The organism is Gammaproteobacteria bacterium (genome assembly GCA_036381015.1).
Lineage (GTDB): Bacteria > Pseudomonadota > Gammaproteobacteria > Steroidobacterales > Rariloculaceae > ZC4RG20.
The window spans coordinates 86,958-100,337 of the sequence record DASVDR010000020.1; the positions used below are offsets into that span (position 1 = coordinate 86,958).

Sequence of the window (13,380 nt, forward strand, 5' to 3'; positions counted from 1 at the left end):
TCTTACGTTTCGGACAGGCGGAGCATGACCCGATTCATATTCATCACAGGCGGCGTGGTGTCGTCCTTGGGGAAGGGCATCACGTCGGCGTGTCTCGGCGCCATTCTCGAGGCGCGCGGTCTCACGGTCCGTCTGATCAAGCTCGACCCTTACATCAACGTCGACCCCGGCACGATGAGCCCGTTCCAGCACGGCGAGGTATTCGTGACCGAGGACGGCACCGAGACGGATCTCGATCTCGGCCATTACGAGCGCTTCGTGCGCACTAAAACGGGGCGCAACAGCAATTTCACCACCGGCCGCATCTACTCGAACGTGATCGCGAAGGAGCGCCGGGGCGAGTATCTCGGCGCCACCGTCCAGGTCATCCCGCACATCACGGACGAGATCAAGCGCTGCGTCTTCAAGGGGGCCGAGGACGCGGACGTCTGCATGGTCGAGATCGGCGGCACGGTGGGCGACATCGAATCGCTGCCGTTCCTCGAGGCGATACGCCAGATGGGTGTCGAGCTCGGCCGCGATCGCACGCTGTACATTCACCTGACGCTCGTGCCGTTCATCGCGGCCTCGTCCGAGATCAAGACGAAGCCGACGCAGCACTCGGTGAAGGAGCTGCGCTCGATCGGCATTCAACCGGACGTGCTCGTCTGCCGCTCCGAGCTGCCGCTGCCGGCGGAGCAGCGCGCGAAGATCGCCCTTTTCACGAACGTCGAGGCACGCGCCGTGATTTCCGCGGTCGACGTCGACGACCTCTACAAGATCCCGATGATGCTGCACGGGCAGGGGCTCGACGAGATCGTCGTCGAGAAGCTGAAGCTCCAGGCGCCGCCGGCCGATCTCTCGGAGTGGGAGGCCGTCGTCGACGCGAAGGCACATCCGGAGGCGGAGGTCACGGTCGCGATGGTCGGCAAGTACGTGGATCTCAAGGACTCGTACCTGTCGCTGACCGAGGCGCTCGTGCACGCCGGCATTCACACGCGCACGCGCGTCAAGATCGAGTACGTCGAGTCCGAGGAGATCGAGTCCTCCGGCACGGACTGCCTGGCGGACGTCGACGCGATCCTCGTCCCCGGCGGCTTCGGCGAGCGGGGGATCGAGGGCAAGATCGAGGCCGTGCGGTTCGCGCGCGAGAAGCGGGTGCCTTATCTCGGCATCTGCCTCGGTATGCAGGTCGCGATCATCGAGTACGCACGCAACGTGATGGGTCTGAGCGGTGCGCAGTCCACCGAGTTCAACAGCGCGGCGGCGGATCCGGTGATCGCGCTGATCACGGAATGGCAGGACGAGAGCGGGGCCACCGTGGAGCGCAGCGCGGATTCCGACCTCGGCGGAACGATGCGCCTCGGCGCCCAACGCTGCCGGCTGAAGAGCTCGACCCTCGTGCGATCGATCTACGGCAAGGACGTGATCTCGGAGCGGCATCGGCACCGCTACGAGTTCAACAACCGCTACCTCGAGCGGTTCCAGGAGGCGGGGCTCGTCTTTTCGGGCTTCTCGCAGGACGGTCTCGTCGAGGTGATCGAGCTGCCGGATCATCCCTGGTTTCTGGCGTCGCAGTTCCATCCCGAGTTCACGTCCACGCCGCGGGACGGCCATCCGCTCTTCGCGAGCTTCGTGAGCGCGGCGCGCGCATGCCAGGGGCTGCGGCTGCCGCGGGCCGCGCGAGCATGATGCTCGCGGGCTTCGAGACGGGTCCGTCGCATCCGCTCTTCGTCATCGCCGGGCCTTGCGTCATCGAAAACGAGCCGATGGTGCTTTCGACCGCCGAGAGGCTGCGCGACATCTGCGCGCGGCTGTCGATGCCGCTGCTGTTCAAGGCGTCGTTCGACAAGGCGAATCGCTCGTCGATCGGCAGCTTCCGCGGTCTCGGGATCGCCGAAGGACTGCGCATACTCGAGCGCGTGAAGCGCGACGTGGGCGTGCCGGTGCTGACGGACGTGCACGAGGACACGCCTCTCGGCGAGGTGGCCGAGGTGGTCGACGTGCTCCAGACCCCGGCGCTCCTCTGCCGCCAGACGAACTTCATCCTGTCGGTCGCGAAGCAGGGCAGACCGGTCAATCTGAAGAAGGGGCAGTTTCTGTCGCCGGAGGAGATGGTGAACGTCGTCGCCAAGGCGCGCTCCACCGGCAACGAGCGGCTGCTCGTATGCGAGCGGGGCGTCAACTTCGGCTATCACGATCTCGTCGTCGACATGCGCGCTATCGCCGTGCTGCGTGAGACCGGCGCGCCGGTCGTGTTCGACGCGACGCACGCGGTGCAGGCGCCCGGCGTCCTCGGTCACGCGTCGGGCGGCGAGCGGCGTCACATTCCGATTCTTGCGCGTGCGGCCGTCGCCGCCGGCATCGCCGGTGTGTTCCTCGAGACGCACCCCGATCCGGAGCACGCTCTTTGCGACGCCGCCACTCAATGGCCGCTCGATCGGATGGAGACGCTACTCGCGCGGCTGAAGCGCATCGACGAGGTCGTGAAGAGCACGGAGGAGGCATGAGCAAGATCAAGGAGATCAGGGGGCTCGAGGTGCTCGACTCGCGGGGGAACCCGACGGTCGAGGCGGAGGTGGAGCTCGAGAGCGGGAGCGTCGGCCGCGCGGCCGTGCCGTCCGGGGCGTCCACCGGCTCGCGCGAGGCCGTGGAGCTCCGCGACGGAGACCCGCAGCGCTATCTAGGCAAGGGCGTGCTGCAGGCCGTCGGGCACGTGAACGGCGAGATTCGCGCGGCGCTTCGCGGCGCGGACGGCGCCGATCAGGCGGCGATCGACCGGCGCCTGATCGAGCTCGACGGCACCGAGAACAAGAGCCGTCTGGGCGCGAACGCGGTCCTCGCGGTATCGCTCGCGTGCGCGAAGGCCGCGGCCGCCGAGCGCGGCCTGCCGCTTTTCCGGCATCTGCATGCGGCGGAAAGCTACGTGATGCCGGTGCCGATGATGAACATCGTCAACGGCGGCGCGCACGCCGACAACAGCGTCGACATCCAGGAGTTCATGATTCTGCCCGTCGGCGCGCCGAGCTTCGCGGAAGCGCTGCGCTACGGCGTCGAGATCTTTCATGCGTTGAAAAAGGTCTTGCGGTCCCGCGGTCTCGCAACGGCCGTCGGCGACGAGGGCGGCTTCGCGCCGAACTTGCGCTCGAACGAGGAAGCCCTCGAGACGATCGCCGAGGCGGTCGACGGCGCGGGGTACACGCTCGGCCGCGAGATCTTTCTCGGCCTCGACGTCGCGAGCACGGAGCTCTACTCGAACGGCGCGTACACGCTCGCTTCGGAAGGGCGGCGTTTCGACGCCGAAGAGTTCGAAGCGTTCCTCGAGGATCTGATCGCGCGCTACCCGATCGTCTCGATCGAGGACGGCATGGCCGAGAACGATTGGAACGGCTGGCGGCTCTTGAGCAGCCGGCTCCGCGACCGGATCCAGCTGGTCGGCGACGATCTGTTCGTCACCAATACGAAGATTCTCGCGGAAGGCATCGCGCAGAAGGTCGCGAACAGCATTCTGATCAAGCCGAATCAGATCGGCACGCTGACCGAGACCCTGGCCGCGATCGACATGGCCGCGGACGCGGGTTACTCCGCCGTGGTGTCGCATCGCTCAGGCGAGACGGAAGACGCGACGATCGCGGATCTCGCCGTTGCGACACGCGCGACGCAGATCAAGACCGGCTCGTTGTGTCGATCGGATCGCCTCGCGAAGTATAATCAGCTGCTGCGCATCGAGCACGAACTCGGGGGACACGCGAGATATGCCGGCGCCGACGCCTTCCCTATCGAGCTGTAAAAGGTGTCAGAGACGCGCGTCCGACACCTTTTTTCCGTCATGCGTCCGCTGATCGTCGCGCTCGCGCTCGCGTTCGCCGTGCTCCAGTTCCGGCTCTGGCTCTCGGACGGCGGCATGCGCGAGGTGTGGCGCCTCGAGGAGCAGGTGGCGCTCCGCACGCAAGAGAATCGCAGCCTCGAGGAGCGCAACGCGGCGCTCGCCGCCGAGGTCAGGGACTTGAAGAGCGGTCTCGCCGCGGCGGAGGAGCGCGCCCGCACCGAGCTCGGCATGGTGCAGCCGGGCGAGAGCTTCTACCAGATCGTCCCTTATGACGCTGCGCGGCGTTACGCCGCGCAAGCGAAAGCGCTACCTTCTCCGGAGGAGCACGCAGACGGCGCCGGTGCCGCCGTGCCGGTGCGCCGCTGACGCGAACGCCAGCACGTCGTCGCAGCGCGCGAGCCACTCGTGCACGGCGTGCTTCAGCACCGGGCCGCCCGGGCCCGAGCGACTGCCTTTACCGTGCACCACCCGCACGCAGCCGTGGCCGAGCGACACCGAGGCGGCGATGAAGCTTTTCAGCGCCTCCTCCGCTTCCGATCGGGTGAGGCCGTGCAGGTCGATCTCGTCGGCGACGGCGAAGCGGCCGCGCCTCAGCAGCCGCAACGTCTCGGCCCGCACGCCGTGCCGGCGGAACTCGATTTCGCCGTCGGCCTGCTCGACCAATGCGCCGTTCAAGCTGTCGCGAAGCACCGCGGCGCGCGCCGCGCGGCTCAGCCGCGCGGTGGCCGCAGGCCGCTTTCGGGCGGGCGCCACGCGGTTCTGCCGCTTGAGCGGCGTGACCCCGAGCATGGCTTGCCGGAAGGCGCTCCGCTCGTCGTTGCCGCTGTCCATCACGTGCCCCAGAGCCCAGACGCTTCAAGTATAGTTGCACCGTTCTCGGCTCTTCCAGGGAATGGTGTGTGCGCATATTGCTTTCGAACGACGACGGTTATCAGGCCCAGGGGCTCAGAACGCTCGCCGATCGGCTGGCTGATCTCGCGTCCATCACCGTCGTCGCGCCCGAGCGCAACCAAAGCGGCGTAAGCAATTCCCTGACTCTCGAGACGCCTCTTCGCGTCGAGGAGGCGCGTTCGCGCTGGTTTTACGTGAACGGCACGCCGTCCGATTGCGTGCACATCGCGATCACCGGGCTCCTCGACGAGGACCCGGACATGATCGTGTCGGGCATCAATCACGGCGCGAATCTCGGCGACGACGTGCTCTATTCGGGCACGGTCGCCGCCGCGATGGAAGGCCGCTTTCTCGGCTTTCCGGCCGTTGCGGTGTCGCTCGTGCTCGAAAGCGGCGGGCATTTCGCGACGGCGGCCGCCGTCACGCGCCGTCTGATCGAGCACATGCTCGAGCATCCGCTGCCCGCGGACACGATCCTCAACGTGAACGTGCCGGATCTGCCGCTCGGCGAGCTTCGCGGCTTCGAGGTCACACGGCTCGGCTTCCGCCACAAGTCCGAGCCCGTGATCAAGGCGCTGGATCCGAAGAATCGGCCGATCTACTGGATCGGTCCTTCCGGAGCAGGGCAGGACGCGGGACCGGGCACGGATTTCCACGCGATCGCCAACCGGCGCGTTTCGATCTCGCCGCTGAAGATCGACCTCACGGATCACAGGGCGCTTCCCGATCTCTCGCGCTGGGTGGAGAAGCTCCAATGACCGGCGCGGATCTGAACGGCATCGGGATGACCTCCGCGCGCACCCGCGATCGGCTCGTCGAGCGGCTGCGCAACGAGGGGATCACGCACGAGCCGGTGCTCGAGCGAATCCGCTCGGTGCCGCGGCATCTCTTCGTCGACGAGGCGCTCGCAAGCCGCGCATACGAGGATACGGCGTTGCCGATCGGCTACGGGCAGACGATCTCGCAGCCGTACATCGTCGCGTTGATGACGGTCGCGCTGATCACCGATCTTCCCGCCGGCGTGAAGCTCGCGAAGGTCCTCGAGGTGGGAACCGGCTGCGGCTATCAGACCGCGGTGCTCGCGCCGTTCGTGCAGCACATCTACAGCGTCGAGCGGGTTCATGCGCTGTTCAGGCGCGCGCAGGAGAATCTGCGCCGGCTCGGCATCAACAACGTGAGCCTGCGGCACTCCGACGGGTGGCACGGCTGGCGCAGTCAGGCGCCGTTTCAAGGCATCCTTTGCGCGGCTGCTCCGCCCGAGATTCCGCCGGAGCTGCTCGAGCAGCTCGACGAAAACGGCGGGCGGCTCGTGATTCCGATCGGCGGGCGCGGACGGCAGAACCTCGTGAGCGTCACGCGCGAAGGCAACGAGTATCGCAAGCGCACGTTGACGCCGGTCAGCTTCGTCCCGCTCGTGGAAGGAACCGAGGGTTGAGGCCGTTTCGCACACTGTCCGTTCTCGACGGCCGCTTCCTCGTCGTCGCCGGGAGTCCGATGAGCGGCGGTGAGCGCGCTGCGCGCCGTGTCGGGCGGTGCATCCATGCTCCAGGCGGGGACGCCGTGGCACGGCAGCGGGCCGTGCTCGTCGTCTTTCGGGGTCGATGAGGGCGGCACCGGTTGCGCTGGCGCTGCTGCTTGCCGGATGCACCGGCGCCGCCGTCGACGACTCTGCTCGCGTGCACATCGTGCAGCCCGGCGAGACGCTGTTCGGTATCGCGTGGACGTACGGGCTCGACTATCGCGATCTCGCCCGCTGGAACCGCCTTCCCGATCCGGATTTCATCCAGGTCGGGCAACGGCTTCGCCTGACGCCGCTCCCCGGCGCCGCCGCGCGCACCGCGGCAGGTTCGCCGGCCGGCGGAGGAAGGCGGGCCGCCGCGCCCCCGGCGCGGCCCGCGCGCTCCGCCCCGCCGGTGCCGACTTCGCCGCCGCCCGAATGGCAGTGGCCGACGGCCGGACCGGTCGTGAGCGCGTTTCAGTCGTCGAGCGGCGGGCTGCCGAGCGGGATCTCGATCGCCGGCCGCGTCGGCCAGGCGATCGAGGCCGCGGCCGGAGGACGTGTCGTCTACGCGGGCAGCGGATTGATCGGCTACGGCCAGCTCGTGATCATCCGGCACAACGACACCTATCTGACTGCGTACGGCCACAACAGCCGCTTGCTCGTCGAGCAGGGCCAGACCGTCGTGCGCGGGCAAAAGATCGCCGAGATGGGCCTCGGCCCGGAGCGGCAGCCGCGCCTGCACTTCGAGATCCGCCTGCACGGCGCGCCGGTCGATCCGCTCAAATACCTTCCGCCGAAGAGATGATCGCCGCGACGGTATGCATCGCGGCTCGACCGCGCAGGCGGGACTTCGTGCGGAGGGCGAGCGCGGGAACTTGGGCGTCGCGAGCGCCGGTGACGGATCAGCCCTCGGGCGGGTTGAACAGCGCGGCGACGACCCGGCGCTCCTCGTGCAGCAGCACGTTGAACGTCCGGCACGCGGCCGGCGTGCTCATGATCTCGAGGCCGACGGAGCGCGCGGCGAGCGCGGCCATCAGACCCGTGTCCGGCAGCAGGATCTCGGCGCCCGTTCCGAGCAGCACGATCTCCGGATCGAGGTCGAGCGCGGGTTGGAGCGCCGCGAGGCCGACGTCGGCGGGCGAGGCCACGGTCCATCCCGTGATGATGCGGTCGGCGGCGACGACGAGGTGGCCCTCGAACCAGGCCTGCCCGATACGCACGCGGCCGGGCTCCCACGCGCGAATCACGTTCGCCTCGGTGGTCTCTCTTGCTATTTCCATCTCTGCGGTCTCGCAGGTGCTCGCACTTCGCCGCCGCGTGCGCCGGCGGGCCTCATCGTCAAGTTATCAGGTTTCCGGCGATGCCGAAAATTGAGCGGCGGCCGCCGATGCCCGGCTCCGAGCACTGGCGGTGGCCGGCCGGCTTGCATCGCGTGCTGCGGCAAGTGCTGTCGCGCCGCCCGATTCGCGGCGCCGAAGAGCTCGCGCTCGACCTGAAGCACTTGATCCCGGTCGGTCGCTTCGACGCGCTCACGGGCGCGGTGGAGCTGCTGCTCGAGCATCGCGGCGGCACGATCGTGATCGTCGGCGACTTCGATGCCGACGGCGCGACCAGCGCCGCGCTCGCGTGGCTCACGCTGCGGCGGCTCGGATTCGCGAACGTCCGCTATTTCATTCCGGACCGCTTCGAGCTCGGCTACGGGCTGACGCCGGAGGTGGTCGAGCGTACCCGGGACCTCGGTCCGACGCTGATCATGACGGTCGACAACGGCATCACGAGCACGGCCGGTGTCGACGCGGCGCGGGCGAGCGGCATCGACGTGCTGGTCACCGACCATCACTTGCCGCCGGCCGTGCTGCCGCGCGCGAACGCGATCGTGAACCCGAACCTGCCGAACGACTCGTTCGCCGGGAAGCATCTCGCCGGCGTCGGCGTCGTCTTCTACCTGCTCGCTGCCCTCGGCCGCGCCGTCGGGCAGCCGAACGCGGTCATGGACGGCATCGATCTCGTCGCGCTCGGCACCGTGGCCGACCTCGTGCGCCTCGACCGATCGAACCGCATCCTCGTGAGCCAGGGCCTGAAGCGCATCCGTGCGGGCAGGTGTCGGCCGGGCATCGCGGCCCTGATCCGCGCGGCCGGCTTGAAGCTTGCGGACGTGACGGCGGCTGCGCTCGGCTATCAAATCGGACCTCGTCTGAACGCCGCCGGACGTCTCGACGACATGTCCGTCGGCGTGCGCTGTCTCGTGACCGACGACGACGCGGAGGCGGCCGCGCTCGCCGAGCGGCTCGACGCGCTGAATCGCGAGCGGCGCGAGCTCGAGGCGCGGATGCGCGAGGAAGCGATCGAGCTCGTCGATGCGATGCAGCGTCTCGACGGCGCGGCCTTGCCGCACGTCGTGTGCCTGACGCACCCGCAGTGGCACGAGGGCTTGGTCGGGCTGGTCGCGTCGCGGGTCAAGGATCGCTACTACCGCCCGACCTTCGCGTTCGCTCCGGCGAGCGGCGGCAGGCTGAAGGGCTCCGGCCGGTCGATTCCGGGCTTTCACCTGCGCGACGCGCTCGCCGAGGTCGCGGCCCGGCATCCGGGGCTGCTCGAGCGGTTCGGCGGGCACGCGATGGCCGCCGGATTGACGATCGAATCCGGCGCGTTCGAGCACTTCGAGGCGGCGATCGAGCAAGCGGGACGCCGCTTGCTCGACGGCGACTGCTTCGCGGAGCGGATCCTGACCGACGGCGAGCTCGACGCCGACGATCTGACCGTCGAGGTCGCGGCGCTGCTTCGCGACGCCGGGCCGTGGGGGCAGGGCTTCCCGGAGCCGTGCTTCGACGGGCGCTTCGAGCTCCTCGGGTACAAGGTGCTGAAGGACGCGCACGTCAGAATGATGCTGAAGCCGCGGTCCGGGCGCCGCCCGGTGGAAGCGATCGCGTTCAACCGCGCCGCCGCCCTGCCGCCGCTCGACGGCGAGCTGACGGTGGTGTACCGCCTCTCGGTCGACGACTATTTCGAGCCGCCGAAGCTGAAGCTCATCGTCGACCACGTCGAGCGGACCGCGTGCTAGTATTGCGCCCCCAAAATCCCTTGGCGACGTCAATCGATGGAACGTAATCAAATCGGCGCTCGGATCGCCGAGCTGAAGGAGCGCGCCGACGCTCTCAGGGGGTATCTTTGACTATCGCGAGAAGCGCGAGCGGCTCGAGGAAGTCGATCGCGAGCTCGAGGATCCCGACATCTGGTCGAGCCCCGAGCGGGCTCAAGCGCTCGGCCGCGAGCGCGCCGCGCTCGAAAGCGTCGTCAGCACGCTCGATCGCCTAGACAAGACGCTGCGCGACGCGGCGGAGCTCTACGAGCTCGCGCGTGCCGAGGGCGACGAAGGCGCGCTCGACGACATCGCACGCGAGGTGCTGAGCGCCGCGGACGACGTCGAGCGGCTCGAGTTCCGCCGAATGTTCTCGCACGAGATGGACGCGCACAACGCGTTCCTCGACATTCAGGCGGGGTCGGGCGGGACCGAAGCCCAGGATTGGGCCGAGATGCTGCTGCGGATGTACTTGCGCTGGGCCGAGCAGCACGGCTTCGAGACCGAGATCCTGGAGCTCTCCCCGGGAGAGGTCGCCGGCATCAAGAGCGCGACCGTTCACGTGCGCGGGGAATACGCGTACGGATGGCTGCGGACGGAGACCGGCGTGCATCGGCTCGTCCGGAAATCGCCGTTCGACTCCGGGCACCGCAGGCACACGTCGTTCGCCGCGGTGTTCGTCTCGCCGGAGGTCGAGGACGATATCGATATCGAGATCGATCCGGGCGACCTGAGGATCGACGTGTACCGGTCGAGCGGCGCCGGCGGGCAGCATGTGAACAAGACCGAGTCCGCCGTGCGGATCACTCACCTGCCGACCGGGATCGTGGTGCAGTGCCAGAACGACCGCTCGCAGCACAAGAACAAGGCCACGGCGATGGGGCAGCTTCGCGCGAAGCTTTACGAGCTCGAGCAGCAGAAGCGCCGCGAGCAGGCTCAGGCGCTCGAGGAAGGAAAGGCCGACATCGGCTGGGGCAGCCAGATCCGTTCGTACGTGCTCGATCAGTCACGCGTGAAGGACTTGCGGACCGGTTACGAGACCGGCCAACCGGGCGCAGTGCTCGACGGCGACCTCGATCCGTTCCTTCAGGAGAGCCTGAAGCAGGGACTTTGACCCGACCGGCGCATCGGCTGAGCAGAATGAGCGACGACAAGCACTTGGACGAGAATCGGCTGATTGCCGAAAGACGCGCGAAGCTCGCCCGCCTGCGGGAGCGAGGTAACGCGTATCCGAACGACTTCCGCCGCACGGCGCTCGCGCAGCAGATCGTCGCCGCGTACGGCGCGCACGACGCAGAGACGCTCGAGCGGGAGAACGCCGTCGTGAAGGTGGCGGGCCGAATGCTCGCGAAGCGCGTGATGGGCCGAAACAGCTTCGCGAAGATTCAGGACCGCTCCGGGCAGATTCAGCTCTTCGTGCAGCGCGACGCGATCTCCGAGGAACGCTACGCCGACTTCAAGAAATGGGATCTCGGCGACATCGTCGGCGCCGTCGGCAAGGTGTTCAAGACGAACACCGGCGAGGTCTCCGTTGCGGTGTCCGAGCTCGAGCTGCTCGTGAAGTCGCTGCGGCCGCTGCCGGAGAAGTGGCACGGCATCGCGGATGCGGAGCTCAAGGTACGGCGCCGTTATCTCGATCTCATCGTCAACGAGCGCGCGCGGGAAGTGTTTCGCCTGCGCTCTCGGACGATGTCGACCATCCGTCGGTTCCTCGACGCGCTCGATTTTCTCGAGGTCGAGACGCCGATGATGCACCCGATCCCCGGCGGCGCCGCCGCCCGGCCGTTCGAGACGCATCACCGCGCGCTCGATCTCACGCTCTATCTGAGGATCGCGCCGGAGCTCTATCTGAAGCGTCTACTCGTCGGGGGGTTCGAGCGCGTGTACGAGCTCGGCCGCGTGTTCCGCAACGAAGGCGTGTCCACGCGCCACAACCCCGAGTTCACGATGCTGGAGCTCTATCAGGCTTATGCGGATTATCGCGAGATGATGGCGCTCACGGAGACGCTGCTGCGCGAGACCGCACGCGCGGTGCTCGGGCGCACCGAGATCGAGTACCAGGGCGAGCGCTTCGAGCTCGGCGCCGCTTTCCCGCGCATCCGCTTCGAGGACGCGCTGCTCGAGCACGGCGGCGCGCATGCGGCGAATGCGGAAAGCGATGCGGCTTTGGCCCGGTCGGCTGTGCTGTCCCGCGAGTCGCTCCGAGACCGCGAGACGCTCGCCGCGCTCTGCCGCTCGCGGGGAATCGAGGTGCTTCCGGATTTCGGTGCGGGCAAGCTGCAGCTCGAGCTCTTCGAAAAGACCGTGGAGCCGCGTCTTCGCGGTCCCGTGTTCGTCACGCATTACCCCGCCGAGGTGTCGCCGCTCGCGCGGCGGACCGACGGCGACCCGTTTCTCACGGACCGCTTCGAGCTGTTCGTCGCGGGACGGGAAATCGCCAACGGCTTCTCCGAGCTCAACGATCCCGAGGACCAGGCCGAGCGCTTTCGCGCGCAGGCCGAGGCGAAGGCTCGCGGCGACGAGGAGGCGATGGTGTACGACGAGGACTACGTGCGCGCGCTCGAGTACGGCATGCCCCCGGCAGGCGGGCTCGGCATCGGCGTGGACCGGCTCGTGATGCTGCTGACCGACACGGCCTCGATTCGCGACGTGCTGCTGTTTCCTCATCTGAAGCCGGAAGCATGAGTTGCGGGCGCCGTGTTCGCGGCCTCGGGCGGCGGCGGTGACGTTATCGACTGAAGACGCGGCCGATCGCGCGCGCGACGGCGTGCTCGCGGCCTTCGTCGCGTACACGCTGTGGGGCTTCCTACCGATCTACTTCAAGGTCGTAGCGGCCGTTCCGTCCCTCGAGGTGCTCGCCCACCGCATCGTCTGGGCGGTGCCGTTCGGCGCACCGATCATCCTCGCTCGGCGGCAATGGCCGGACGTGATGCGGGCCGTGGCGACGCGGCGCACGCTCGGCCTTCTCGCGATCGCCGCCGTGGTGATCGCCGTGAATTGGCTCGTTTACATCTGGGCGGTGCAGAACGACCGGATCTTTCAGGCGAGCTTGGGCTACTACATCAATCCGCTGATGTACGTGCTGGTCGGCGTGGCGCTCTTCCACGAGCGGTTGCGAAGGCTGCAGACGGCCGCGGTGTTGCTCGCGGCCGCCGGCGTCGCCGTGCTCACGATCAGCGGCGGAGAATTTCCCGCGGTCGCGCTCACGCTCGCGACGTGTTTCACGATCTACGGCGTCATCCGCAGCCGCGTCGCCGTCGGCGGCATGCCGGGCCTCTTCATCGAGACGGTAATTCTGTTTCCGGCCGCGGCGGCCTACCTCGCATGGCTGATGTACCACGGCGACGCGGCGTTCGGCTCCGGCGGCGCGGCGGTCTCCGGGCTGCTGGTGCTCGCGGGACCGATCACGGTGCTGCCGCTCCTGGCCTTCGCGCTCGCGGCGCGTCGGCTGCAGCTGTCCACGATCGGCGTCATGCAGTTCATCGCGCCGACGCTGCAATTCGTCGTCGGCCTCGCGTACGGCGAGCGGCTCACGACCGCGCACTCGGTCTGCTTCGCGATGATCTGGGTGGCGGTGACGCTGTTCAGCTTGGATGCGTGGCGATCCGCGCGCACGAAGGAGGCGGTTCTGGCCACGTCGAGCTAGTGTCGAATACGACGAGGGCCGCCGCACGGTCGGGTCTCGAGCGAAGAGCGTTCCCTGAGGCTTCTCGCACGGCGGGGGCGCTCGAAGAGCGGTCGTTCGAGGCTGCCGCACGGTCGGGTCTCGACGTGTGCCTTTGCGAGGCACGCCGGAAGTGCGTCCCTGCGGCTCGTCTGCGGCCATCCCTGGCCGCAGACGGCCTCGCAAAGGCCCACGTCGAGCCCCGGCCCCCTTGACGTGCGCGCGTCTTCGAGGCGTGGTGCTCAGAGCTCGGCAGCCACATCAGTTCGCGTCGCGATCGCGGCGTCATGCGCTCCCCTCGGCGATCCGGGAGCTTCGTTGATCGCGCTTCGCCGTGGGTAGGGGCCTTTGCGCACCGCGACGTTTGGGGGACGTGGGGCGGTGCACCGCTTTCCGAGGCCGTCTGCCGCCAGGACGGCGGCAGACGAGCCCCCAAG

13 protein-coding genes are annotated in these 13,380 nt (G+C 68.3%); 11 read left to right on the plus strand and 2 right to left on the minus strand.

Annotated features, from left to right (window positions below; genetic code table 11):
* The first annotated feature begins 24 nt into the window (after nt 1-24).
* The 4 genes from VF329_07735 to ftsB are packed head-to-tail and all read left to right on the plus strand — an operon-like array spanning nt 25 to nt 4,174.
* On the plus strand, nt 25-1,671 hold the full coding sequence (locus tag VF329_07735) for a CTP synthase (protein ID HEX7080887.1): 1,647 nt from the start codon (nt 25-27) through the stop codon (nt 1,669-1,671).
* Nucleotides 1,668-2,489: a 3-deoxy-8-phosphooctulonate synthase gene (gene kdsA, locus VF329_07740; protein ID HEX7080888.1), complete on the plus strand. Its 822-nt coding sequence runs from the start codon at nt 1,668-1,670 to the stop codon at nt 2,487-2,489. Before VF329_07735 ends, kdsA begins: the two co-directional genes overlap by 4 nt.
* On the plus strand, nt 2,486-3,769 hold the full coding sequence (eno, locus tag VF329_07745) for a phosphopyruvate hydratase (protein HEX7080889.1): 1,284 nt from the start codon (nt 2,486-2,488) through the stop codon (nt 3,767-3,769). The genes kdsA and eno overlap by 4 nt, the downstream gene beginning before the upstream one ends.
* 3 nt (nt 3,770-3,772) lie before the next feature.
* Nucleotides 3,773-4,174 (plus strand): cell division protein FtsB, encoded by a 402-nt coding sequence (gene ftsB / locus VF329_07750; GenBank protein HEX7080890.1) that lies wholly within the window; start codon nt 3,773-3,775, stop codon nt 4,172-4,174.
* Here ftsB and VF329_07755 read toward each other — a convergent pair.
* On the minus strand, nt 4,115-4,639 hold the full coding sequence (locus VF329_07755; protein HEX7080891.1) for a Smr/MutS family protein: 525 nt from the start codon (nt 4,637-4,639) through the stop codon (nt 4,115-4,117). The two genes, ftsB and VF329_07755, sit on opposite strands and share 60 nt — an antisense overlap.
* A 68-nt stretch (nt 4,640-4,707) precedes the next feature.
* On the opposite strand from VF329_07755, the gene surE reads away from it, so the two are divergent.
* The 3 genes from surE (at nt 4,708) to VF329_07770 (ending at nt 7,005) form a co-directional block, all read left to right on the plus strand.
* On the plus strand, nt 4,708-5,457 hold the full coding sequence (gene surE / locus VF329_07760) for a 5'/3'-nucleotidase SurE (protein ID HEX7080892.1): 750 nt from the start codon (nt 4,708-4,710) through the stop codon (nt 5,455-5,457).
* Nucleotides 5,454-6,134 (plus strand): protein-L-isoaspartate(D-aspartate) O-methyltransferase, encoded by a 681-nt coding sequence (locus VF329_07765; GenBank protein HEX7080893.1) that lies wholly within the window; start codon nt 5,454-5,456, stop codon nt 6,132-6,134. The genes surE and VF329_07765 overlap by 4 nt, the downstream gene beginning before the upstream one ends.
* A 166-nt stretch (nt 6,135-6,300) precedes the next feature.
* On the plus strand, nt 6,301-7,005 hold the full coding sequence (locus VF329_07770; GenBank protein ID HEX7080894.1) for a peptidoglycan DD-metalloendopeptidase family protein: 705 nt from the start codon (nt 6,301-6,303) through the stop codon (nt 7,003-7,005).
* 97 nt (nt 7,006-7,102) lie between these two features.
* Here the strand turns inward: VF329_07770 and VF329_07775 are convergent, their stop codons facing one another.
* Nucleotides 7,103-7,480 (minus strand): MTH938/NDUFAF3 family protein, encoded by a 378-nt coding sequence (locus VF329_07775; protein HEX7080895.1) that lies wholly within the window; start codon nt 7,478-7,480, stop codon nt 7,103-7,105.
* 107 nt (nt 7,481-7,587) lie between these two features.
* Here VF329_07775 and recJ point away from each other — a divergent pair, with 107 nt between their 5' ends.
* The 4 genes from recJ to rarD all read left to right on the plus strand — a co-directional run bounded on the left by recJ (nt 7,588) and on the right by rarD (nt 12,925).
* The gene (recJ, locus tag VF329_07780; protein ID HEX7080896.1) at nt 7,588-9,261 is read left to right on the plus strand and encodes a single-stranded-DNA-specific exonuclease RecJ; all 1,674 of its coding nucleotides are present in this window, start codon (nt 7,588-7,590) and stop codon (nt 9,259-9,261) included.
* Between the two features lie 36 nt (nt 9,262-9,297).
* Nucleotides 9,298-10,393, plus strand: a protein-coding gene (gene prfB / locus VF329_07785) for a peptide chain release factor 2 (protein ID HEX7080897.1) whose coding sequence is annotated in 2 segments (ribosomal slippage) — nt 9,298-9,369 and nt 9,371-10,393 — 1,095 coding nt in all. Because the reading frame shifts where the segments join, the coding sequence is not laid out codon by codon here.
* A gap of 26 nt (nt 10,394-10,419) precedes the next feature.
* The gene (gene lysS / locus VF329_07790) at nt 10,420-11,964 is read left to right on the plus strand and encodes a lysine--tRNA ligase (GenBank protein HEX7080898.1); all 1,545 of its coding nucleotides are present in this window, start codon (nt 10,420-10,422) and stop codon (nt 11,962-11,964) included.
* A 37-nt stretch (nt 11,965-12,001) separates the two neighbouring features.
* The gene (gene rarD, locus VF329_07795) at nt 12,002-12,925 is read left to right on the plus strand and encodes an EamA family transporter RarD (protein HEX7080899.1); all 924 of its coding nucleotides are present in this window, start codon (nt 12,002-12,004) and stop codon (nt 12,923-12,925) included.
* The last annotated feature ends 455 nt before the right edge of the window (nt 12,926-13,380 follow it).

What these genes read in the sequence shown, in the direction of transcription:
- VF329_07735 (HEX7080887.1), top strand. Translation starts at nt 25, where the DNA reads ATGACCCGATTCATATTCATCACAGGCGGCGTGGTGTCGTCCTTGGGG.
- kdsA (HEX7080888.1), top strand. Translation starts at nt 1,668, where the DNA reads ATGATGCTCGCGGGCTTCGAGACGGGTCCGTCGCATCCGCTCTTCGTC.
- eno (HEX7080889.1), top strand. Translation starts at nt 2,486, where the DNA reads ATGAGCAAGATCAAGGAGATCAGGGGGCTCGAGGTGCTCGACTCGCGG.
- VF329_07755 (HEX7080891.1), bottom strand. Translation starts at nt 4,639, where the DNA reads ATGGACAGCGGCAACGACGAGCGGAGCGCCTTCCGGCAAGCCATGCTC.
- VF329_07765 (HEX7080893.1), top strand. Translation starts at nt 5,454, where the DNA reads ATGACCGGCGCGGATCTGAACGGCATCGGGATGACCTCCGCGCGCACC.
- VF329_07770 (HEX7080894.1), top strand. Translation starts at nt 6,301, where the DNA reads ATGAGGGCGGCACCGGTTGCGCTGGCGCTGCTGCTTGCCGGATGCACC.
- VF329_07775 (HEX7080895.1), bottom strand. Translation starts at nt 7,480, where the DNA reads ATGGAAATAGCAAGAGAGACCACCGAGGCGAACGTGATTCGCGCGTGG.
- recJ (HEX7080896.1), top strand. Translation starts at nt 7,588, where the DNA reads ATGCCCGGCTCCGAGCACTGGCGGTGGCCGGCCGGCTTGCATCGCGTG.
- lysS (HEX7080898.1), top strand. Translation starts at nt 10,420, where the DNA reads ATGAGCGACGACAAGCACTTGGACGAGAATCGGCTGATTGCCGAAAGA.